Source organism: Bradyrhizobium sp. SZCCHNR1002 (assembly GCF_032381435.1).
Lineage (GTDB): Bacteria > Pseudomonadota > Alphaproteobacteria > Rhizobiales > Xanthobacteraceae > Bradyrhizobium > Bradyrhizobium aeschynomenes.
Window position 1 is genome coordinate 1835861 of the sequence record NZ_JAUHIS010000001.1, and the last position, 21640, is coordinate 1857500.

20 protein-coding genes and 1 pseudogene (2 of these 21 cut by a window edge) are annotated in these 21640 nt (G+C 64.1%); 5 read left to right on the top strand and 16 right to left on the bottom strand.

The features are described 5' to 3' along the window. Window positions 1–29 precede the first annotated feature (29 nt). From QX108_RS08155 to QX108_RS08200, 10 genes are all read right to left on the bottom strand, one after another. A complete protein-coding gene (locus QX108_RS08155; protein ID WP_315779884.1) occupies window positions 30–1061 on the bottom strand; it encodes an NAD(P)-dependent oxidoreductase in 1032 nt (343 codons plus the stop codon). Continuing rightward, entirely contained in the window at window positions 1058–2098 is a 1041-nt protein-coding gene (locus tag QX108_RS08160; protein WP_315720888.1) for a Gfo/Idh/MocA family oxidoreductase, read from the bottom strand. Before QX108_RS08160 ends, QX108_RS08155 begins: the two co-directional genes overlap by 4 nt. Then, the gene (locus QX108_RS08165) at window positions 2095–3426 is read right to left on the bottom strand and encodes a glycosyltransferase family 4 protein (RefSeq protein ID WP_315779882.1); all 1332 of its coding nucleotides are present in this window, start codon (window positions 3424–3426) and stop codon (window positions 2095–2097) included. Before QX108_RS08165 ends, QX108_RS08160 begins: the two co-directional genes overlap by 4 nt. A 95-nt stretch (window positions 3427–3521) precedes the next feature. Next, window positions 3522–5021, bottom strand: a complete 1500-nt coding sequence (locus QX108_RS08170) for a lipopolysaccharide biosynthesis protein (RefSeq protein ID WP_315779881.1) — start codon at window positions 5019–5021, stop codon at window positions 3522–3524. Between the two features lie 183 nt (window positions 5022–5204). Beyond that, complete coding sequence (locus QX108_RS08175) at window positions 5205–6362, bottom strand: glycosyltransferase (RefSeq protein ID WP_315779880.1); 1158 nt, start codon at window positions 6360–6362, stop codon at window positions 5205–5207. Then, window positions 6359–7714 carry a DUF4910 domain-containing protein gene (locus QX108_RS08180; protein WP_315779879.1) on the bottom strand — a complete coding sequence of 452 codons (1356 nt, stop codon included), beginning with the start codon at window positions 7712–7714 and terminating at the stop codon, window positions 6359–6361. The genes QX108_RS08175 and QX108_RS08180 overlap by 4 nt, the downstream gene beginning before the upstream one ends. Before the next feature lie 23 nt (window positions 7715–7737). Next, on the bottom strand, window positions 7738–8706 hold the full coding sequence (locus tag QX108_RS08185; protein WP_315779878.1) for a phytanoyl-CoA dioxygenase family protein: 969 nt from the start codon (window positions 8704–8706) through the stop codon (window positions 7738–7740). A 105-nt stretch (window positions 8707–8811) separates the two neighbouring features. Then, entirely contained in the window at window positions 8812–9354 is a 543-nt protein-coding gene (locus QX108_RS08190) for a dTDP-4-dehydrorhamnose 3,5-epimerase (RefSeq protein WP_315779877.1), read from the bottom strand. Window positions 9355–9364: 10 nt separating this feature from the next. Then, on the bottom strand, window positions 9365–10627 hold the full coding sequence (locus QX108_RS08195) for a class I SAM-dependent methyltransferase (protein ID WP_315779876.1): 1263 nt from the start codon (window positions 10625–10627) through the stop codon (window positions 9365–9367). Window positions 10628–10687: 60 nt separating this feature from the next. After that, a complete protein-coding gene (locus QX108_RS08200; protein ID WP_315726258.1) occupies window positions 10688–11725 on the bottom strand; it encodes an SDR family oxidoreductase in 1038 nt (345 codons plus the stop codon). Window positions 11726–12055: 330 nt separating this feature from the next. Here QX108_RS08200 and QX108_RS08205 point away from each other — a divergent pair, with 330 nt between their 5' ends. Next, window positions 12056–13156, top strand: a complete 1101-nt coding sequence (locus QX108_RS08205; protein ID WP_315779874.1) for a hypothetical protein — start codon at window positions 12056–12058, stop codon at window positions 13154–13156. Between the two features lie 176 nt (window positions 13157–13332). Here QX108_RS08205 and QX108_RS08210 read toward each other — a convergent pair whose 3' ends face one another. After that, window positions 13333–13986 carry a PIG-L deacetylase family protein gene (locus QX108_RS08210; protein ID WP_315779872.1) on the bottom strand — a complete coding sequence of 218 codons (654 nt, stop codon included), beginning with the start codon at window positions 13984–13986 and terminating at the stop codon, window positions 13333–13335. After that, window positions 13983–14780 carry a sugar phosphate nucleotidyltransferase gene (locus QX108_RS08215; RefSeq protein ID WP_315720897.1) on the bottom strand — a complete coding sequence of 266 codons (798 nt, stop codon included), beginning with the start codon at window positions 14778–14780 and terminating at the stop codon, window positions 13983–13985. Before QX108_RS08215 ends, QX108_RS08210 begins: the two co-directional genes overlap by 4 nt. A 483-nt stretch (window positions 14781–15263) precedes the next feature. On the opposite strand from QX108_RS08215, the gene QX108_RS08220 reads away from it, so the two are divergent. After that, complete coding sequence (locus QX108_RS08220) at window positions 15264–16739, top strand: undecaprenyl-phosphate glucose phosphotransferase (RefSeq protein WP_315779870.1); 1476 nt, start codon at window positions 15264–15266, stop codon at window positions 16737–16739. 219 nt (window positions 16740–16958) lie between these two features. Here the strand turns inward: QX108_RS08220 and QX108_RS08225 are convergent, their stop codons facing one another. Then, window positions 16959–17342, bottom strand: a complete 384-nt coding sequence (locus QX108_RS08225; RefSeq protein ID WP_315779868.1) for an H-NS histone family protein — start codon at window positions 17340–17342, stop codon at window positions 16959–16961. A 910-nt stretch (window positions 17343–18252) separates the two neighbouring features. On the opposite strand from QX108_RS08225, the pseudogene QX108_RS33490 reads away from it, so the two are divergent. Beyond that, window positions 18253–18533 (top strand): annotated as a pseudogene (locus QX108_RS33490) (hypothetical protein); the annotation flags it as partial. On the opposite strand, the gene QX108_RS08230 reads toward QX108_RS33490, so the two are convergent. Both QX108_RS08230 and QX108_RS08235 read right to left on the bottom strand, forming a co-directional pair. Continuing rightward, the gene (locus tag QX108_RS08230) at window positions 18479–18796 is read right to left on the bottom strand and encodes a hypothetical protein (protein WP_315779866.1); all 318 of its coding nucleotides are present in this window, start codon (window positions 18794–18796) and stop codon (window positions 18479–18481) included. The pseudogene QX108_RS33490 and the gene QX108_RS08230 overlap by 55 nt on opposite strands. A 526-nt stretch (window positions 18797–19322) precedes the next feature. Beyond that, the gene (locus QX108_RS08235; protein WP_409998483.1) at window positions 19323–19601 is read right to left on the bottom strand and encodes a hypothetical protein; all 279 of its coding nucleotides are present in this window, start codon (window positions 19599–19601) and stop codon (window positions 19323–19325) included. A 419-nt stretch (window positions 19602–20020) separates the two neighbouring features. Here QX108_RS08235 and QX108_RS08240 point away from each other — a divergent pair, with 419 nt between their 5' ends. After that, entirely contained in the window at window positions 20021–21316 is a 1296-nt protein-coding gene (locus QX108_RS08240) for a polysaccharide biosynthesis/export family protein (protein WP_315779864.1), read from the top strand. A gap of 106 nt (window positions 21317–21422) precedes the next feature. After that, window positions 21423–21640, top strand: partial view of a hypothetical protein gene (locus QX108_RS08245; protein ID WP_315779862.1) — the 5' portion only. It continues 13 nt past the right edge of the window; the window shows 218 of its 231 coding nt (coding positions 1–218); it begins with the start codon at window positions 21423–21425; the stop codon falls past the right edge of the window. Then, window positions 21625–21640, bottom strand: partial view of a DOPA 4,5-dioxygenase family protein gene (locus tag QX108_RS08250; protein ID WP_315779860.1) — the end only. It continues 401 nt past the right edge of the window; 16 of the gene's 417 nt are visible here — the last part of the coding sequence; its start codon lies beyond the right edge, outside the window; the stop codon is at window positions 21625–21627. The two genes, QX108_RS08245 and QX108_RS08250, sit on opposite strands and share 29 nt — an antisense overlap.

Genomic DNA, 21640 nt, shown 5'->3' on the forward strand with positions numbered 1-21640 from the left:
ATCCCAGTCCGGGGTCGCGCGCGCGGCCCTCAAATCGAAGCCGCCGTTCCGGACGACCACGACGCCGGCGCTTCAGTGGGCACCCGCACAGGGCCGTAGGTGCGTGCCAGGCATTGCTGATAGCTCAGCGGCGGCGTCCAGCCGAGCGTCTCCCTCAGCCTGCGATTGTCAAAACGCAGCGGCTTGAGCATTGCATCGAACTTCTTCGGCGTCAGGATTGCCGGCACTTTGGTCGCTTGCCTGAACAAGGTGACGAACGCCAGCCGTATCACGGCGCTGGCGAGCCAGTGCGGAACGGGCAGCCGCCAGCCGCGTTCGCCCGTGCCGCGCATGTAGTCGGACAGATACGACCAGACGTGCTCACCGGGGCCATCGACGATGTTGAGCGTCTGCCCCCGGGCACGCTGATCCACGGCGGCGAGCGCGAAAACGTCGGCGCAGTTCTCGACATGGGTCATCGGGATGCGCGTCAGCGGCCCGATCACCACGTGATGTCGTCCGATCTGCTGTCCCAGCGCCGCGACATAGCCGTGGTCGCGTCCCCAGATGAAGCCGGGGCGAAGCACGGTAAGATCCCAGCCATGCTGCTCGACAGAGCGGCGCGTCACCCGCTCCTGCCACCATTTCGCGACCGTGTAGCCGCCACGCGTGTAGACATCGGGCGTCTGCTGCAGCGGCGAGCTCTCGTCGAGGACACCGCGTGCGGCCGTGTAGTCGTAGACCGAGAAGCTGCTGCACAGGACGAGCCGGCGGCAGTTGCTGCCGGCCATCGCGTCGAGCAGCCGCTCGGTGCCGCCGACGGTGCCGGCGAATTGCGCGTCCTCGCCGCCGGAGACCACGGCCGCCAGATGAATCAGCACATCGACGTTCTCGAAAGCATCCACGAGATCGCGCGAGGTGCGCAGGTCGGCCCTGACGACGTCGACCGACGCCGGCCAGCCGAGAGCTTCGACCCGGGTCGCCGGACGCACCATGGCCCGGACCTCGACGCCGCGGGCGAGCAGCGCATCGACGACATGCCGTCCGAGAAAACCATTGGCGCCCGTGACGAGAGCCTTCATATTCCCTGCTCCGTCGGCTTCATGGCCTCGACCATCCGATTGACTGCGAGAACGTCCTCGACCGTGATCGGCAGGACGGCTCGGGCCGCGAGTGCCTGATAGGTACGCGCCAGGCACTCCCACAGCCCTTCATAGGCGCCGGGTCCCTTGAACTTGCGCAGCAATGTCGATAGCGCCGCACGCCGGATGTCGCTGCCCTCCTCCAGGCCGCTGAAGAACGGCCGCAGCGGCTTCGGCACGTTGCGCGGTCCATCGAAGGTGAGCCGCGTCTCGAACAGATTGGCCGTCGCCTGCATCCGTTCGCCATAGACGCGCAGCCAGAACGCGTCCGGCTGGGCGCTGGCGCTGAAGCTGAGCGTGGCCGTGCCACGCTCAGCCTCCACCACGCTGCGGAACTCGTCGAACGGTAGCGGCGACGGCTTGCGCTTGCTCCAGACCGTCTGCGCGCTGCGGTGCGGCCCGACGAACGCATGGGACAGCGAAGCGAGGTGCGGCAGGAAATCGGCGATCGCGCCGCCGGCGAGCTTAAGCGCCGGATGCGGCGAGTTGGGATCGGCAAAGCCGCCGGGGCCGAGGATGTCGAGACAGATTAGCACGTCGACATGGGTGACCGCGCCGAACTCGCCGCTCTCGATGCGGCGCAGGATCTCCTGCGGGGCCCGGTTGAAGACGTAGTTGTAGTCCTCGACGACATGGCGGCCGGTCTGCTTGGCGCGCAGGATCAACGTCTGCAGCTCCTCGAAGGTCGAGGTCGCCGGCTTCTCAACGATCACATGCGCACCCGCCTCGAGCGCATCCATCGCCAGGCGAAAATGCGAGGTCGGTGGCGTCGTCACGTGCACGACGTCGGGTCGAACGGTCTCGAGCATCGCGCGGTAATCGGTGAACCAGGATGGAATGGCGTAGCGTTCGGCCGCGGCTTCCGCGGTGGCCGGCGAGAGGTCGCAGATGGCAGCCAGTTGAACGCCGGGCAGCGTATTGAGGCAGGCCAGATGCTGGCGGGCGATCTGCCCGGCTCCGATGAGCGCGGCCTTCATGACGGAGTGGTCTCCAGGATGTCGTAGTAGAAGCTCTCCAGCGCCCGAGCCGCCGCGCTCCAGGCATATTTTTCCACGGCGAGATCGCGCGCGGCGCCACCGATGCGCGCCGCCAGATCCGGCTCCGCGAGCAATCGGCTGACGGCCCTGGCGAAGCCGCGCGGATCATCTTCGATGAGAATGTCGCGGCCGGGCTTCGCGTCGATTCCCTCTGCGCCGAGACTGGTCGAGACGATCGCCTTGCCCATGGCCATCGCTTCCACGATCTTCAGCCGCGTGCCGCCGCCGAGCCGCAATGGCACGACCACGGCCGCCGCAGCCGCCAGATGCGGCCGAAGGTCGGGCACGAAGCCGGTCAGTTCGACGCGCGGTCCGGCCAGCGCCAGCAGCGATGCCGGCGGCCGGCCGCCGATGATCTTGCAGCGCGCGTCGGGATGCCGCTCGGCGACACCAGGCCAGATGTCCTGGACGAAGTGCATGACGGCATCGATGTTCGGCACCGTCGACAGCAGCCCGAAATAGACCAGCGTGCGTCCGTCCGGCGCTGGATCGGTGCCGCGCGGCTGATAGAACGCGATGTCGGCGGCGTTGGGGATCACCGCCGTGCGGGTGCGCGGAAGGTCCTCGTGGAGACGCTTCTCGTCGTCGGTGCTGCAGAGATAGACGCCGTCGGCGCCGCCATAGGCGGCGAGCTCCTCGCGCCGCAGCTTGCGCCAGTTCGCTCCGGCATAGAGACGGCGGCCGAGGCTCGCACCCGTTTCCGCAAACTGCCGGGCCAGATCATACGCAATCTCATGCGAGTCCACGATCAGCCGCGGAGGAGGCTCTCCGGCCGGAGCCTGCCGCAGGTCGCAATGACCCAGATAGGGAAATTCGAGATTGACGACGTCGAAGCGGGTCGCACGCAACACCCGGTCCAGCACCCGCTGCAAGTCGGGCAGCGCGACCCGCAGCCGGTCGAAGCTCCGGGCCGACACCATCGATCGCAGTTGCAGAAGCCGCTTGGCAAGACCGTCGCGACCGTAGGGATTGCGGACGAGAACCACGTCGCGGCAATAGGCCTGCATCGCCTGGCGGCACTCGTCGATGTCGAAGGCATCGTCGACCAGCATCACCGCCGTGAGATCGTGGCGGCGCGCGAGCTGCGTCATCAGCCCATGCATGCGCGCCTGCGCCCCGAAGCGCGGCGGGCTTGCCGGCATGTGCGAGACGCAGAGGATGCTGAGACGGCGCCGATCGGGCCCGCGCCCACGCAACCTCCATGCATCGCCGGTCGGCGGCGCAGGCATGGGGTCGATGACGTCAGGGCTCGAGGTGCGGTGGTCCATGGCCGTTTAAATATTGAATTACAACGATATTATATAGACGATTTAATAAAGGGCGAGAAATAATCTCGCCGCTCCGGCTTCGGCCCGGCCCCGGCTCACCGCTTCCTGATGAAATCCTGGATGATCGTACCAGCTATCCTCAGCGGCTCGCCGTGCCGGAACACGCCGACGACGATTGCGAGGTAGAGGCAGCCGCAGAAGCACCCGGAGAGCATCATGCGCAGCAGAGCGGGAGTGGCCGTGAGGAGCTCGGATTGCAGCCACCAGCCGGCCGCAGCCGCGGCAACGGCGCCGACCGTCTGCGGACCCGCAGCCCGGGCCACGAGCGCCGCACCGATGCCGATCGGCTGGCCCGCATAGATGACCGATGGCAAGGCGATCAGCGAATATCCGATGACCACTGCCCAGGCGACGCCGACCGGGCCGAAAGGCAGGCCCGCGAGCACGGCCGCGACCTGCACCACCAGCGAAATGATCCCCCATGTCTGCCAGCGATCCGCCCTTCCGAGCGACAGATGCAGCCAGCCCTGCGAGCCCTCGACCACGTGCGAAATGCCGCGCAAGGCGATGATGCTGAGCAGCCCGCCGGCCGCCTGCCACTTCTGGCCGAGCAGAACGACGGTCAGATCCTCGGCCGTGACGGAAAGGATCGCCGCCGCCGGCATCAGGAAGAAAGCCAGCATCGACAGCGCCGCCTCGTATTTCTGTCGAAGGGCAGCCGGATTCGACTGCAGCTTGCTGAGCGCCGAGCTGCCGACGGCATGCGTCTGATTGAGCGCCGCATAGATCGAGTTGTCGTACAGGTTCATGGCATTCTGGTAGTACCCGACCTGATCGGGGCGGTACATCAGGCCGAGCGCGATCCGGTCTGCCGCCCGCGACAGCGTGTAGGCGACGGTAAAGCCGACCACGTGGAGCCCGAACCGGACCATCGACTTGACCTCATCGTCGAACACCGGAGCCCCTGGGCGCCAAGCGCATGCCGACCAGGCCGCGATCACCACGCAAACCGAGCTCGTCACCGGCCGGAGCACCAAGGCCCAATAGCCGTAGCCCGCGATGGCGGCGGCGATGGCGACGATGGTCCCGGCCAGCGTGCCGAACAGTTGGATCCGACCGATGCGACCGAACTGCATCGTGCGCCGTAGCAGCGCCATGTGCTGATTGGTTAGTCCCGACAGCACGAAGGTGATTGCCACGCACAGCGAGATCGGCTGCAGCCGCGCATCACCGTAGATCCAGGCGATCAGCGGACTGGACGCGGCGACGATCACCGCGACCGCCACCCCGATGCCGGTGCTGACCCAGAACAGACCGCTGACCTGGGCCGGCGTCACCCTGCTTCTCTGCGCGGTCGCGTCGAGCAATCCGAAATCGATCAGGAGCGGAGCGAAGCTCGTCAGAACGGTGACGATGGCGACGAGCCCGAAATCTTCCGGCGCGAGCAGCCGGGCCAGCACGATGGCCGCCACGATCTGGAGCGCAGCATTGCCATATTGGATGACGATGGAAATGATCCCGCCGCGCAACGCGCGGCGTCCGAGATCCTTCGATTCCCTGTGCTCTTCGAAATAGGCGGAGAGGGCTTCCGACATGTCAATCGCCTGCCTGGGTCGATGCCGACCGTCGAACGTCTCGCTGCGAGCCAGTCAAGTTCGTCGGGGGCATGAAAACCCATCGTTCAAAATGGAAAGACGTCGCGAAAAACCCCTGCGTCCGATCATGTGCGGGGCAGACGAGCGATGAACTCACTTTGTGGCGGAGAAAAGGATTTAAAATCACGACCTCGCCAATATCGGCGCGCGATTTAATTTGGCCTGTCTTGCCGGGCCTTGGCCTGAAGCCATCTCGGCGAGCGCCTTGAGACGATCCTTGCGCACCGCAAGTGCCGGCAGCGGTTGGAGGCCTACGGCATCGAGGATCGTTTCCCACCGATAGACCCAATCGTGCCGCAGCAGGGTCTGCGCCATGCCGGTCCGCCGCATCGTCTCCTGCCGGTCGAGATCCCGGTCCAACTCCCGGATGACCCGATCGATGTCACCGGAGGTGTGAGGCACGTGGACCATGGCATCCGGCCAATCGAACAATCTGGGGAACAGCTCATTGTCGGGACGCTCGCCAAGCATGATCGCGCCCGCGGCAGCGCCTTCGAAATACCGGTATCCGAACTCGACCTGGCGTCCCGTTTCGCCCGGTTCGTCGAACTTGCCGGGGTTGACGAGAAAATACCTGCTCCTCTTGGCGAGGTTCGCGACCTGCGTCCGGTGCTCGCCGAGATCGATGGCCTGGCTGCCGCCGATCGTATCGTGCAGATAGAAGAAGTCGCCACCCTGCGCCATCGCGCGCAGCGTCTGATGAATCACCGGCGAGCGACGTCCCATGCTGTAGACGTCGATGACCCGCTCCGGCGGGTCGGGATAGGGACAGAACCGCATCGTGTCGATGGCGAGCGGCAGATGCACGCAAGCCTGCCCGATCTCCTCGCTGAGCGGCTTCACCGTGTTGATCTGGAACGGCATGACGATGTCGAACTTGGCGAGCACCTTGAGGAAGTGGCGATGCTTGGCAATCTCCTTGATCCAGAGCTCGTCCAGCAGACATACCGAGGTCTTGCAGGCCGCTCTGAGATCCTCGATCGCATCGAACATGATGAGATCCTGCGGAAAGCCGCAGATGGCGAACAGAACGTCGTATTGCTGCTTCGGCGGCACGCGCGGCAGGCCGGGATTGAGCAGCACGGGCGCATGATACGCCAGCCGCGTGGCGAAGCTCGCCCGCCGGCTCGACGGGTCGAGCATGGGCGCGAGCAGCTCGGCGGAATCGACCTCGCAGATGATGTCTTCGAGCTCGACATGAGGGCCGCGATTGAGGGCGCGTCCGAAAATGTTTCGGAGCGAAAAGACCAGAACGCGAGGATCGTCGGGCTGCGAATTCATGGTGCCTCACTGCGTCCCGTGCCGTCGCCGACGTTTTCGAGGGAAGCCGCCAGCCTGATCAGACTGGCATCCAGTGCGAGCCGCGCCGCCGCCTCGATCCGGGCGAACGGCACATTGGCGCGGATCGCCATGTCGAGCAGGCTGTGCTTTCCGTCGGCCAGGTTGAGGACCCACAACAGATCCATTTGCGTTGCGCCGCCAGCCTCGCGCTGTCCGGCGATTGCGCGGTAGAGGCCGCGCCGTCCAAGCTGAGGCTCGCCTCGCCCGTCGACGCGTTCATAGACGCAATCACGATCGAGCAGATCGAGCACCTCCTCGATCACCGCGTAGGACTGGTCGAGGCATTCAGGCCTCACGAACTCCAGATTGTCTGCCGAGGTGTGATATTCCGGAAACGTGCCGTGCACCCCGCGCATCAGGCAGCCCACCGGCAGATCGAAGCCCGGCGAGCAGAACTGCCGCTCGTCATAGCCATAGGGACTGAACGGCATGATTTCGTGGGAATGACCGGAGTGCTTCAAGACATGCGCGACGGCGCGGTCGATCGGCGCGCTCTTGCGGCTCTGCTTGTAGTGGAATCCGCTCGGATCCCCGAGACATGTCAGGACGAGGCCGTGCTCCACCCGATCCAATTGGCTTTGATTCCGATCGAGCCAGGCCAGCGCACCGATCGTCGCCGGCAGGAACAAAAACCGATAGCTGAGCCGACGCGTCTGACGGGCCTGCCGCATGGCGAGCGCGGTCATCACCGCGATGCCCGACAGATTGTCGTTCGCCAGACTCGGGTGACAGATGTGGCAGGTGATCAGCACTTCCCGGCTCGTCGACCCCGGGACGAACAGCTCACCATAGGTCAGCGCACCCTGGGTGAGATCGCTATCGATGTCGATGCGGTAGCTGTCGTCCGTCATCTTGCGCCAGAGACGATCCGGCAGGCAGAAGCCCCAATCATCGGCATAGTAGCCGGTCCGGTATGGAATGAGGTCCGGCTGCTCCGGCAGCGTATGAATGTGCTTCGCCAGTTCGGCCCGGCTGATCACCGCCTGCACCGGCCGGCTGTATCCCATCACATGGAGATTGTGATCGGCGAAGTCGACCACACGACGCCCCGCCATGTCGGAGATCGTCGCGCGGCGGATGTTCCACTCCGCCGGGACGTGCCAGTCGAGGATCGGCGTGCCGCTCGGGACCTCGTGGATGGCAAGATCGACATGCCGGGCGACGACCGCGAGCGTCTGCCTGACACCCGCGCCGGTGAGGCTGCGATTGATCGGAAACAGCTCCGTCACCAGATCGTGGAGATCGATCGCCGGCGTTCGCGCTCCCGTCGGTGATTTCAGCCTGTCCAGCATTGCGCACGCGTCCCCTTCAGCCGTCAGACCGATTCCTGCGCCGCATCGGCGGCGAGATCGCCGGTCGCCCGCGGCACGATGGTCGGCTGGTAGATCAGATGGTCCTGCGGTACGGAGCCCTGATCATAGGGCGCGACTATCTCTTCCGGCAGCCGCGCGAGATCCGAGACGCGCAGGAAGTCGCGCAGATTGGTGCCCGTCGACTCCGAGTCGAGATTGACGGCCCCGCGCCTGCCACCGACATCGGCGACGTGGACCGTGCGGAAATCGATGCTGAACCGGGTGAGCCCGGACGTGTTCGGCACAGAGGAATGGAGGTGCGCCGCCGAGAATATCGTGACACCGCCGCTCGGCGCCACGAAGCGGAGCTGTGGATCGAGGGCAATGTCCTGCTCGGGCTTCGGCTGCACGCGCGTATCGGTCTTGATGTGTTGCGCGGCCGACGCACGCGACGTCCGGTTCCACTCGTAATAGTCATAGTTTCTCGAGCCGTTCTTGATGGCCTCGTCGAAATAACGCGGATGGAAGGCGAGGCCGTTATCGGGCGTGATGTCATAGACCGGCAGCCACCAATTCAGCTGGCACGGTGGCGCGGAGTACCAGGTGTCGCGGTGCGGATGGAATGCGAACGCGATGCCCGTCGTCAAATAATCGTTGCTCGTGGCCGAGCGCAGCCGCGGCACGTCGAAATAGGTCAACTCGGGGTCGCAGCCGAGCTCGCGCAGAATTCCTCCCACCAGCTCTTTCGACCGGGGGTGATGAATGAAGAACGGCTTGAGCTTGGCGAGAATGTCGACGTAGCGCTCGACGGGCAGCTCGAACTGGGCGGTGCGCGGATCGTAGGGACGAAAGGCCTCCTCGATCAGCTGCCTTGCGAACGCCACCAGCGCCTGGACGGACGGCGTCGGCGAATACAGGAACAGCGCGCCGTCATACAAGCTCTGGCGCCGCTGGTCGTCCGGCATCGTGGCATCAACGAAAATATTCGTCATTCCGTAGCCCTCCTGGCTCGTCGTCATACCTTGGGCGACCTGGCGGCTTCTGCCGCTCGTTCATTCGTCCGTGCGCCGACCGACCGCAGCAATCGCGAAGCCGCATCACCAAAGCCCCCGCTCGGCCAGCAAGGGCCATGCGGCATCCTTCGCCGACAACACCGTGACCGGCTGCGGCCATCGGATGCCGATCATTGGATCGTCGTGTCGAAAGCCGTCCGACAGCCCCTCGACATAGTCGATGCCCATCAGGTACTCGACCGTCACGTCGTCCGTCAGCGCCTGGAAACCATGAGCAAAGCCGGCCGGGATATAGAGCATCCGTGACGTCGACGGCCCGAGCTCGCAGGCATGGACCTCGCCTCGCGTCGGAGACTCCGGCCTGACATCGACGATGACGTCATGGATCAGGCCTGCCGAGCACCGGACGATCTTGGCGTCGGCCTTCGGCGCGCGCTGGAAATGCATGCCACGCACGGTGCCGCGCAGACGCGTCACCGAACTGTTGCCCTGCACCGGCTGGAAGGCGATGCCCTCCCGGGCGAACGTGTCCGCGCACCAGGTTCGGGTGAAGCTGCCACGCTCATCGGCACGAACCGTGAGCTCGATCAGCCGCGCATCCGATCGCCCCAGCTGGACAAACCTCATCGCTGCCGCCCTACTCCTCGATGCTGGCCTTGGGCACCGGCACGATGAAGCGGCCGCCCCAATTTCGGATCTCGGCCATCTGCGCCTTGATCTCGTTCTTGATGTTCCACGGCAGGATCAGCACGTAGTCGGGCCTTGCTTCGAAAATCGCCTCCGGCGGCAGGATCGGAATGCGGACACCCGGCATGTAGCGTCCCTGCTTCGAGGGCGCGCGATCGACGGTGAAGTCGAGGAAGTCGGTCCGGACCCCGCAATAATTGAGCAGCGTGACGCCCTTGGCCGGTGCGCCGTAGGCGACGATCTTCTTGCCGTCGCGCTTCAGCGACGTCAGCAGTTCGAGCAGCGCCCGCTTGGTCTCCTTGACCTGCTCGTTCCAGGCCGTGTAGATCGCGTCCTCGTGCAGGCCATAGGCCCGCTCGCGCGCCAGCACGTCGGCCACGTTCGGGCTCTCTGCATGCGCCGCGCCCTCATGGCAGACGAAGAACCTGATCGAGCCGCCGTGAGTCTCCGGCAGCTCGACATCGAACACCCGCAGGCCGGCCCGGGCGAAGATGCGCAAGCCGGCGATCAGGGACAGATACGAGAAATGCTCGTGATAGATCGTGTCGAACTGATGCCGCTGCATCAGCGTCAGCAGGTGCTGGACCTCGAAGGTCGCGACGCCCTGCGGAGCCAGCAGGATCTTGACCCCGCCGACGAAGTCGTTGATGTCCGGAACGTGCGCCAGAACGTTGTTCGCGGTGAGCAGGTCGGCTGACCAGCCCTCGTCCGCAAGAACCTTCGCATAGGCGCGGCCGAAGAATTCGACACGGGTCTCGATGCCCTTGGCGCGCGCGGCCAGCGCGACGCTCTCGCAAGGCTCGACGCCCAGGCAGCTGATCCCCTTCTGCAGCGAATACTGCAGCAGATAGCCGTCGTTCGATGCGATCTCGACATGACGCGAGGACGGGCCGAGCGCGAAGCGCTCCGTCATCGCCTCGACATAGCCGCGCGCGTGCTCCAGCCACGACGTCGAGTGCGAGGAGAAATACGCATAGTCCGCGCGAAAAATCTCGGAGGCCGCCAAGAGATCCCGCGTCTGCGCCAGACGGCACTCGCGGCAGACGAACGTCTCCAGCGGATAGAACGGCTCGGCCCTCATGTAGTTGGCGGGGTCGACGTAGTCGTTGGCGACCGGTGAGGCGCCGAGGTCGATCAGCTTGAGCGTGAGGTCATCGCCGCAATGCCGGCACTTGGGCGCGACACCTACGGCCGTGGGAAGGCTCAGTTCCATGGTTTCTCCGTCACTGTCCTGTCTGGCGACGCGGTGGCCTGCTGCACGGGCCGTGCGGCGTCAGGTCCATTGCAGCCTGTCGTTGATCCTGGCGGTCTCCATGTGGTCCTGCAGGACCTTGAGACGGATCAGGTCGGATGAGCGGAACTCGGCATCCTTGAAGTTCATCCGCTTCAGGCCATTGACCAGGTTGGTGATCGACTGATCCAGCGTGACGCGCGGCTGGTGATCGGGCGCGAGCGCCCGGTACAGGCCGAAATCGACCTTGTAGGAGCGGCTGTCCACCGGCGCGGAGGTATTGATGGACACCGCGGTCCCCGGGACCCTCGCGGCCACCGCGTCGGCGAGATCCTTGACCTGGTAGTTGCGATCGTCCGAGCCGGCGTTGACGGTGAGGAAGCGGCCGCCGGTCGCCGCCGGCCTGTCGATGGCCCAGTCGATCGCCCGCGCCATGTCGGCGACGTCGATCAGGGGACGCCACGGCGTGCCGTCGGAGAGCACGCTGATCTGCCGGCGCGTGAGCGCGCAGGCGACGAAATCATTGAGAACCAGATCGAGCCGCAGCCGATCCGACATGCCGCACGCCGTCGCGAAGCGCAGGCAGGTGATGGTCATGCCGGTATCGATCGCAGCCAGCTCCTGCTCCGAGCCGATCTTCGACTTGGCATAGGCGGTGATGGGGTTGAGCGGATCGCCCTCCTTGCGCGGCGGGCCGTCAGCGATGCCATAGACACTGCAGCTCGACGCGAACACGAAGTTCTTCACCCCCGCCGCAGCGGCCGCCCTGGCCAGCGACACGGTGGTCGTCTGGTTGATGTCGAGCGTCACGTCCTGGAAGCGATTGCCCATCGGGTCGTTCGAGATCGCCGCCAGCTGGATCACGGCATCGTAGCCGCGCAGGTCCAGCGACATCTCGCGAACGTCGCCATGGAACTGCTCGTCGAGATATCGCTCGGGCAGAACCGGAGCGCCGGTCAGGCAGTGCGCGAAATAGGCGTTGTCGAAGCCGTGCAGCACCGCATCCGGCCGCTGCGCGCGCAGATGCTTTGCCACCTCCGGCCCGACATAGCCCATGTTTCCAGTGATGAGCACCTTCAACATCGTCACCTCTTACGCCACCAACCAAAGCACGATTTAAAATGATCCAAAATGCATTATAATATATAATGCACTTCCGTCCAGTAAATCCATCGCCGCCTCGTCCAGAGGCCGAGGGAGGAGCAAGCGAGACGATGAACACGGGCAGGACTGCACTTTTCCACGACATTCGGCGGCCGGAAGCCCCCCGCACCGGCATGCCGATCCGGCCACCACCCATTTAATTTTAATCCAGCCAAATTAAATAAATGCCTTGAATCGGACAAACCGGAACCGCAAATCTGGGCAGCTTTATTCGAGCGCTTTCATTGAAGATTTGAGAGACAGAGCATGACGCTATCCGCCGGCGACTGGGTTGTGGTGCGCAGCAAGGAAGAGATCCTGGCCACGCTCGACGCGAATGGGCGCCTCGAAGGGCTGCCGTTCATGCCGCAGATGTTCAAATGGTGCGGCCAGCGTCTCCAGGTTCACAAGCGCGCCCACAAGACCTGCGATACGGTGACCGGATACAACACCGGCGAATGGCTCGGAAGACGCCTGCCCCATGCGGTGCATCTCGACCTGCGCTGCGACGGCGAGGCCTATGGCGGCTGCCAGGCAGCGTGCCTGATCTTCTGGAAGGAGGCCTGGCTGTCTCCGGTCGACCCGGCGCAAGCCACCGCGGCCGATCGCGATCACGCCGCCGCGCGCCAGCCTTCCGGCGGATGCACGGCGCGCGCGGTGTGGGACGCGACCAAGTCGCCCGACCAGATCGCGGGAAAAGGCCCCAGATATTCCTGTCAGGCCACCGAGCTGCCGAGCTACACCCAACCGCTCAAATGGTGGGACGCGAGGCAATATGCCGAGGACATCGCGTCCGGCAACGTCTCGGTCGGCAAGATGCTCCGCGGCCTGCTCTACTTTGCCTATGTCGGCGCGACGATGGCACGACGCCCGCGGCTCGGCCGTCCGGCCCGCTGGGTCTATGACCGCGTCCAGTCGCTATGGGGCGGCGTGCCGTTTCCGCGGCGGCGTGGCGACCTCTTGACCGACAAGGACGCCCCGATTGCCGATCTCGGGCTGCAGCCGGGCGACCTCGTCCGCGTCCGGCCGCACAAGGAGATCCTCGCGACCATCGACAAGCAGACCAACAACCGCGGCATGGGCTTCGATGCCGAGATGGTGCCATATTGCGGCAAGGTCTTCCGGGTCCGGACCCGGGTCGAGAAATTCATCGACGAGCGGACCGGCTTCATCCGGCGCATGAAGACGCCAGCGGTCATCCTGGACGGCGTCTACTGCCAGTCGCGCTATAGCGAGAACCGCCTGTTCTGCCCGCGCGGCATCTTTGCATGGTGGCGCGAGGTCTGGCTGGAGAAGGTGCCGGCCACCGCGATCGAGCGTCCGCCGGTGGCTGAGACCGTCGACGTTCCCAGACGGGCGACGGGCTGACGGCCAGACACATCGTCGGCCGCGATCGAAGGGATCGCGAGGTTTCCGCCGGCTCCGCAGGACCCTGCCGCCTCTGTGTACGCACCAGACAGCGCGGCAAGATCACCGCAGTGCCGTGCTCCGACGCTTGAGAGTCGCGCGGACTTTGCGTCCGCGCCAAGCGCAGCGGCTGCGGCTCACCCCAGCGACAGCTTGCGCGCGACGAAGGCCTCGGCGTAGCGCTCGGGCGCGCGGCATTCCATGCCGCGCAGCCGCGCCAGGCCCATGAACGTCTCCGGATCGAACCATTGCTTGGAGCGCTGGCTGCCGAAATGCGACATCAGCAGCGCGACCTTGCGCTTCATGACGATCTCCGGCACCGGCATGTAGACGTTCGGCCGACCGAGATCGCCGTCCCACTTCGGGATCTCGTATTCGAGGACGAGATGATCGCGAAACGTGTTCCAGACGAGCCGATTGACCTGGCGATGGTCCTGATGCGCATCGTCGCGGCGGTGGGCGAGAATGACGTCCGGTTCGATCCGGCCCTTCAGCGCCTCGAACCAGGCCTTGATCTCCTCGCCCTGCTCCGGAAAGAAGCCGTCGCGGAAATTCATGATCTCGAGGCTGCGCCCCGCCGCCTCGGCGAGAAAGTCGTCGGCCGATGCCTTCGCCTCGGTGCTGCGCTCGCCATTGCCGCTCAGCACGCACCAGTGGACGTCGAGGCGAACCCCCTGGTCGAGCCAGGTCAGAAGCGTGCCCCCCGCGCCGATCTCGATGTCATCGGAATGCGCGCCGAGACAGAGGACCGAAAGCCGGTCGCCGCGACCGGCGAGCTTGAGGGCTCTCATCCGTTCACCACGGCCGGAAGGTTTCCGCCGAAATGCCAGGGCGTGTCGCCGCGCTCGATCATCTCCTCGAGCACCTGACGGTCCCTGAGCGTGTCCATGGCCCGCCAGAACCCTTCGTAGCGATAGGCCATCAGCAGGCCGCGATCGATCAGCCGCTTGAACGGCTGGACGACAAGCTCGTCGCCTTCCTCGATGTAATCGAAGATCTCCTTGCGGAAGATGAAGTATCCGCCGTTGATCCAGATGTCGGAATCATTGCTCGCCGCCATGCGGCCGACCTTGCCGCCGGCATCGAACTCGGCGAGGTGAAAGCTGATCGGCGGATGAATCGCGATAAAGCAGCCGATCATGCCGCTTCGCTTGAAGCGATCGATCATGTCCGGCAGCGGTGCATCGGTCAGACCGTCGCTGTAATTGGCGAGGAAGATCTCTTCATCCTGCACCATGTGCCGGACGGCCCGCAGGCGCTGGCCGATGTTGCGCCAGATGCCGGTGTCGACGAGCGAGACGCGCCAATCCGCCGGGCGCTCGCCCAGCAGTTCGACCTTCTTGCCGAATTGCGAGATGGTGCAGTCGGTCGTGGCGGCCTGATTGTAGTTCAGGAAATAATCCTTCACCACATTGGCCTTGTAACCGAGGCAGAGAACGAAGTCGCGATGCCCGTACTGGCTGTAGTACTGCATCACGTGCCAGAGGATCGGCTGGTGGCCGATCGGAATCATCGGCTTCGGGATGCTCTCGGAATATTCCCTGATCCGGGTGCCAAGTCCTCCACAGAACAACACGACCTTCATGGCTCGACGTCCTTCGGATTCGTAATCTCGGAAATGAGCAACATTATCTTTCAACCTCGCCGGCCAGCCTCGGCGACGGCTCGCCGCCTCCTCCGGTCGGGGAGCGCCCTTGCGACGATTCCGTCCGGCAGCGGAATTCAACCTGTCGCAAAGCAGCGCCCCGCCCGCAATTAATAATCCTGTTGTATTTTATTTTAAACGATATTTTTGGCGGCCAGCATTGAAATATCCGCTTCGCCGACATTAATCCGCCACACGCATCGGCCGATCGCCCGTTACGCGGCATCCCATAGCAAAAACAGGAGCTCCGGAGCGCTGGACGGCGCGTCGGCATTGTTCATTCCCATGCCAGTCCCGGTATTTCGGGACCATTCGACAGCGTCCGCAAAAACGGCCGTCGATTTTATTTGTTTAAATTAAATGCCAGATTATATAGTGCCGGCCGAGCCGCTATTTTAACCGAGTTTCGAACACCGATATCCCATGCATTACGTGGATCAGCCCGAGACTCTCGATCGGAACGGCATGCCGGCCGCCATCATGGCGGAGCGGCAAGTCCAGGGGCGCAAATGGCCCGTCCACTACGCCGCGGTGGAGCCTTTCGCGATCGCGGCGGACATCGCGACGATTACCGCATCCAGTGTGCTGTCCGGCTTTCTCTATCATCTGCAGGACGCCGTCGGCGCCAACGACGTCAGCAAATCGGTTGGCCTGGCGATCCTGGTGTCGGCGCTGTTCGTGTCGCTGATGAAGGTCCGCGGCATGTACCGCCCGGCCGAGCTGCTGATCCTGCGACACCAGATCCGCGCGGCCTGCCTGACCTGGATCACCGCCTTTCTCGTGCTGGCCGGCGCGCTGTTTGCGCTGAAGATCGGCAGCGAGTTTTCGCGCGGCACCAGCATCGTGTTCGCGACGCTCGGGCTGATGGCGCTGATCCTCAACCGCCGGATCACCGAATATCTGCTGGCGAAGGGCCTCGCCGAGAAACGGTTCTCAGGCCGCAACATCGTTCTCATCACCGACGAGGCGGGCAAGGACAATGCCGGCCTGACCCAGGCGCTCACGGACACCGGCTTTCGCGTCAAGCGACACTTCCTGCTTCCCGCCCCGGGATCCGATTCCGATGAGCGACGGCGGATTGTTGCGGGCGTGATCGATTTCGTGCGCGGCTCCGACATCGAGGAGATCGTGGTCGGCGCTGGTCCCGCTCCATGGTCCGAACTGCGCACCCTGGGCGCCGAATTGCGCGTGCTGCCATTTCCGGTGAGCTTCGTGCCGGTAGGCACCGCCTCCGAGATCTTCAAGCGTCCCCGCCACGAGCTTGGCAGCGCCGTCTGCATCGAGCTGCAGCGCGGCCTGATGAGCCCGCTCGAGCACGCGACGAAACGGCTCATGGACCTGGCGCTGTCGGCAGCTGCGCTGACGCTGCTTTCGCCGCTGCTGCTGCTGGTCGCGCTCGCCATCAAGCTCGACTCGCCGGGACCGGTGCTGTTCCGGCAACAGCGCTGCGGATTCAACGGCCGATCCTTCCAGATCTACAAATTTCGCACGATGTCCGTGCTCGAGGACGGCCCCTCCATCGTGCAGGCGCAAATCGGCGACAGCAGGTTCACGCGCCTCGGGGCGTGGCTCCGACGAACCAGCATCGATGAGCTGCCGCAGCTTCTGAACGTCTTGAACGGCAGCATGTCCCTGGTCGGCCCGCGTCCGCACGCCTTGGCCCACGACAACGAGTTCGACAAGCTTGTCCGCAACTACGCGTTTCGCCGCCGGGTCAAGCCGGGATTGACCGGGTGGGCGCAGGTGCACGGTTGCCGAGGGCCGACGCCGACGCGTGCCTCCATCGAACAGCGCGTCGAGTTCGACCTGTGGTACATCGACAATTGGAGCCTGTCGCTGGACATCGCCATCCTGCTCCGGACGCCGATCGAACTGATTCGCGGCAACAACGCCTATTAGGCCAGATGCGGAGAATGAAGCTGCGGACCAATCCGGTGAATTCGCCCGCCGGAACCAGGACCATGCCGCGGCGCTCGACCGCCTGTCTGCGCAAGGCGCGCTAGCGAATCGGCCAATCGGGTTCGCGGATCCCGCGAGTTCAAAACAGCCGCACGTCCGAGAAGCGACTTCGCAACGCAGCACAGCTTTTTAGCAGACCGGCCTGGCACCTGACGCCGTTCAAGCCCGCTGACGGCGCCCCTTCGGGACACCGGTGCCGTTGATCGCGAATTCCTCGATCCGATGTCCGGTCTTGATCGCCGCGACCAGCCAACGCGGCTGCTTGCCGCGGCCGGACCACGTCTCCGACGTCTGCGGATTGCGATATTTCGGCAGGACCCGGGGATATTTACGTCGCGCCTTGCCGTTGCCGTTGTAGGGCTGCGCGCCCTCGCTGCCAGCCCCCTCGATGGCGCCGCGACTGCGGTTGAGAACCGCCAGGCGACGTTCGAGCTCGCGCTTCTCTGACGTGATCCTCACGGCGAGGATCTGACTGATCTGCTCGTGGAGAGACCAGAGGTCATCGAAAGACATCGCCTCGAAATCGATCTTCTTGGTGGACATGCAGCGACCTTTATCTGTGATCTCTATCCTGCCGGATTAATGTCATATAATTCGGTATTTCGATCCGCAAGAGGCCCGCTGTCGGAAAAACTGAATATTTGAGATATATCCACTTGCCGACGCATTTGGTTGTAACTCAACAAATAATCAACCCGCAACCCCATTTCGGGGAAATGTGTCTTTCAATCACCCTGCGCCGGCCAACGACCTGCTCGACCGAGTCAAAAAACGCCGAATAGCCGCGATCTGCAAGGAATTTCGATGTCGTATGGCAAAAGCGCGCCAGAATGACGCGATTTTGAATGACGAAAACGGACACGTTTCGGCAGCCGAGCGGGTCCGGTGAGGACGCACGCGCGAAGTGCGCAACAACCTACACAACCTATTCTGGCGAAGCAGCCAATAACCCGGATCGAGATATTTATGCATCTGCACAAAATGCCAGAAGCAGGTTTAATTACGCACAACATCTGGAATATGCCGCAGAGCTGCCGAAATGCGTTCATCGGCACGGACGGTCGCGCCGGCGGGACCGCGAGATGTTCAGGGCACAGGCCCGCGAATCACAGCCCGCGGAGCCCGACGCCCGATGCGACGCCAGCAAGAGACTTCCTGCAGGAAACGACTTGGCTGTCGTTAGTCGCATCTTCGGTTTGGAAGACTACTCGGTCTCCGCGCGGCGACGCGTTCTCTCGCCGGCAGCGTCATCCCGCCTCTGCCGCGGGTTCTGCCTCGCGTTCCGGTTGCTCGCGATCGGAGCCGAGCCGGCAGGCCTCCACACACGCGGCTTCACCGCTGCGCCATCAGCGCCGAGCGCACGCGGTCGCCACCTGGACCCCGATGGCACTGCTCGGGAAGGCAAACATCTGATGCCGGCGCGGGAAGTTCTTCAAGGAAGTGACAGATCGGCGGCGTCCCCCAACAGCGCTACAAGGACCTCGGCGAGATGAACCCGGAGCAGCTCTGGGAGCCACGCTCGACACCGAGGCGCGCACGCCGCTGCCGGTGAAGATCGTCCTCGGCTTGGCGGCCCTGGTCGAGGACCGGACGCTGGCGCGGCAGCTTCTCGACCGGCGGAGACGCGGCGGCAGCGCCTGCCATCGACAGACGCCGTGCAAGCGCCGAGGTCTGCCGTCCTATTTCCGTTGTTTGGTCCGGCCGGGCACGGTGCGCTGCGGCGCAACCAGGTGAGCCGTGCCACGCCGATACCGGTTCGTCACGGCACGACGACTGGGCGTACTGGATGGCTCGGCGCGCTTCTCGACGCTGCAGCTGATGGACTGGAGTTCGTCGAGGAGAAGGTCGCAGAGCTCGATCTGCGAGATCAAGACTGCTGGCGTCGACGGTTCCGACGACAGCACTTGCAGGCGTGATCTGGCGGCCCGTATCGTCTTCAATGATTTCTGCACGGCACTCGAAGCGCCGCCGCCAATATCCAACTCGTCTTCGATCAACGCGGTACTCAACTCGTCACACAAGGACGGACCCCACTCGTTGGCGAGATTTGAGGGATTTTTTCTCGAACGCCCGCGAACTGCCGTCGCGGCGACGTACGGCTCCGATGACCGGAATTAAATTAACCACTCGCGACAAGTTAATTTACCATCTGAACGGCAAGATAATTAAATACTTCCGGCGCAAGCCGCGGTTGGGAGTAATTTTTTACCGCGTCCCCGAAAGGACTTATTAACCACCCTTGGTCGATGATAATTGAAGCTTTAGTTTGTTCTCATTACAATTTTTTGTGTCGCAACGGTATTCGAGGGCGCGGAAGAAATTATTTAATTTTAGATTGCATAAACCAAATAACGCAACCACTCGATTTAATACGCCGGACTGAGCGCACAAGCGATCGGTCAGGACGTGGCGCCTCGAGCCCGCCGTTTCGAAAGGCCCGCCCGTCGCCAGATCCGACGCCCGGGCGCGAGGAGCGATACCGACGCCCGGGATTCGGCTTAGTCACCAATGCAAGCGGCTGCTTCACCAGATCATCGGCCGTTCCGGCGCTCCGCAGACCACGGCATGTCGATACCGGAGCCCCCGAGGCGTCATCACCGCCACGCGCCGGAGGCATCCCGGATAGATCGCGAGATTGTAGTGAAACGGAGTGGCCTCGAAGGCGCCATGCAGCCGGCATAGCCGGCTGAGATCCGGGCCGCACTCCGTCAGCGGATAAAGCCGGCCCGCCAGCGCCGGGGCGGACGTGCCGGTCATGAGAATGACGACCGCGGCAGCAGCGATCCTGATGGCGTTCGACAAGGCATGCTCCTTCGAACCAATGACCTGCCGAGCAGCATAGACTTGGATGGCGGCCGGCGACAACCGATCGTCCGGGCGGCACGAGCACGCGGGCCGGCGGCTTCGGGAAACGCCGCCGCGACTCGGATAACCGTTGCTCAACTGCTTTCTGCTTAGATTTTCAGGCGTTTCGTCGGGTCTGATGACGCGCGGCGGCACCTATGCACAGCCGTTGCGATGTCGGCCCGGCAAGAGGTAATTTGGTGAGGTCTGACTGTGACCTAATTAGCACGTCACGGCAAAAGCGGGCTGGGACGAACAGTGGTCCGCTTTCGCCAGGGGGGACCGCCGGGTAGGTTGGGAACTAGTGGGATGGCGTTGTCCCTCCGTGGGGGAGGGAATGGCGTGGGGACGTATTTTTGTCGTATCCGGGAATGCGTTTGAAGATCTTGATCAAGCCGCCTGGATCGACCGGCGGTGCAGGGTCTGTCGTCGGCAAGGGTGCAGCGAGCCCGATGGGTCTACGCCGCCTTGGTCGTGCCTCGCGTGGTCTCGCGATGGCAGCGATGCTGGCGCTGCTGCCGGCCTGCTCTTTGCTGCCCGGGACCGGCCCGACCAGCGACGCGGTGAACGACAACGCCACGTCCAGCGTCCGGTCCAATACCGCCCTTCCCTATGCCCTTGTCGACGTCAGCTCGGAGACGATCGCCTTCCTGTCCCAGCCCAATCTGGTGACCTTCCAGGGCGTATTTCCCGACAAGCGGCCGAAGCCGGTGCAGGTCGCCGGTGTCGGGGACGTCCTGAACGTGTCCATCTTCGAAGCGGCCCCAGGCGGATTGTTCACGCCGCCGACCGCGGCCGGAGCCCGTCCGGGCAACTTCGTGGATCTGCCGGCGCAGGCGGTGGATCAGCAGGGCAACATCCGCGTTCCCTATGCCGGCGAGATCGCGGCCGCCGGCCGGACGCTTCCTCAGATCGAGCAGGAGATCGTCTTCCGCCTGCAGAAACGCGCGCTCGAGCCGCAGGTCGTCGTCAGCCTGAACCAGCAGCATTCGAGCGTGGTCAGCGTTCTCGGCGACGTCAACACGCCCGGCGTGTTGCCGCTGAACAGCGTGGGCGAACGGCTGCTGGCGGTGATTGCGCGCGCCGGCGGACCGAAGCACGAGGCGATCGAAAGCTATGTGACCCTGCAGCGCGACGGCAAGCGCGTGCGCGTGCTGCTCAGCCGCGTGGTGCAGGATCCGCGCGAGAACATCTTCATCCGTCCGAACGACGTCGTCTACATCACGCGGGAATCCCCGACCTTCACGGCGCTCGGCGCGCTCAATCAGAACGTCTTCGGCTTCAATTCCGAGATCACGTTCGACACCGAGACGCTGACGCTGGCTCAGGCGATCGGCAAGGCCGGCGGCTTGAACGATCAGCAGTCGGACCCGGCCGAGGTCTTCCTGTATCGCTATGAAGAGCGCCCGCTGCTGCAGAAGCTCGGCATCGATACCAGCCGGTTCGTCTACGACCGCATTCCGACCATCTATCACCTCAACCTGCGCGATCCCTCCGGCATGCTGCTGGCGTCGGGCTTCCAGATGCGCAGCAAGGACGTGATGTATGTCGCCAATGCCAAGGTCGTCGACTACTACAAGCTGCTGGCGCTGATCAACAATACGGCAGCCGCCACGTCCGGGACCGCCACGGCCGTGACCAACGTCAACACCGCCGTCAAGACCAGGTGGTGACGGCCGCAGGCTGGCTTTCCTGCGGAGCTCGTTTGCGCGCCGAAGCGCCTGCCCGCGCCAGAATTTCTGCCGGCCGCCCCCCGATCTGCGTGGGTATCGGCGTCAAATGCCGAAATGGCGCCGCTCCACGGTGAAGGCGGTCGCGCCCCTGGGCAGCCGAGCCCGGCTCCTGCTCGGCGGCAATATCGACGTCGAGAATGCCGAGCTGATTCTCGGCGTCGTCGATCTCACCCCAGCGCCGTCCAGTTCGATTCATGCACGTGACGGCGCGAGCGACGCAGCGATCGAAGATCGAGGCAGCCGTTGGTTCAGGCCGGCAGGCTC

Excerpts from the sequence above, each read along its gene's own strand:
- QX108_RS08155 (WP_315779884.1), bottom strand. The coding sequence starts at position 1,061 with ATGAAGGCTCTCGTCACGGGCGCCAATGGTTTTCTCGGACGGCATGTC.
- QX108_RS08160 (WP_315720888.1), bottom strand. The coding sequence starts at position 2,098 with ATGAAGGCCGCGCTCATCGGAGCCGGGCAGATCGCCCGCCAGCATCTG.
- QX108_RS08165 (WP_315779882.1), bottom strand. The coding sequence starts at position 3,426 with ATGGACCACCGCACCTCGAGCCCTGACGTCATCGACCCCATGCCTGCG.
- QX108_RS08170 (WP_315779881.1), bottom strand. The coding sequence starts at position 5,021 with ATGTCGGAAGCCCTCTCCGCCTATTTCGAAGAGCACAGGGAATCGAAG.
- QX108_RS08175 (WP_315779880.1), bottom strand. The coding sequence starts at position 6,362 with ATGAATTCGCAGCCCGACGATCCTCGCGTTCTGGTCTTTTCGCTCCGA.
- QX108_RS08180 (WP_315779879.1), bottom strand. The coding sequence starts at position 7,714 with ATGCTGGACAGGCTGAAATCACCGACGGGAGCGCGAACGCCGGCGATC.
- QX108_RS08185 (WP_315779878.1), bottom strand. The coding sequence starts at position 8,706 with ATGACGAATATTTTCGTTGATGCCACGATGCCGGACGACCAGCGGCGC.
- QX108_RS08190 (WP_315779877.1), bottom strand. The coding sequence starts at position 9,354 with ATGAGGTTTGTCCAGCTGGGGCGATCGGATGCGCGGCTGATCGAGCTC.
- QX108_RS08195 (WP_315779876.1), bottom strand. The coding sequence starts at position 10,627 with ATGGAACTGAGCCTTCCCACGGCCGTAGGTGTCGCGCCCAAGTGCCGG.
- QX108_RS08205 (WP_315779874.1), top strand. The coding sequence starts at position 12,056 with ATGACGCTATCCGCCGGCGACTGGGTTGTGGTGCGCAGCAAGGAAGAG.
- QX108_RS08210 (WP_315779872.1), bottom strand. The coding sequence starts at position 13,986 with ATGAGAGCCCTCAAGCTCGCCGGTCGCGGCGACCGGCTTTCGGTCCTC.
- QX108_RS08215 (WP_315720897.1), bottom strand. The coding sequence starts at position 14,780 with ATGAAGGTCGTGTTGTTCTGTGGAGGACTTGGCACCCGGATCAGGGAA.
- QX108_RS08220 (WP_315779870.1), top strand. The coding sequence starts at position 15,264 with ATGCATTACGTGGATCAGCCCGAGACTCTCGATCGGAACGGCATGCCG.
- QX108_RS08225 (WP_315779868.1), bottom strand. The coding sequence starts at position 17,342 with ATGTCCACCAAGAAGATCGATTTCGAGGCGATGTCTTTCGATGACCTC.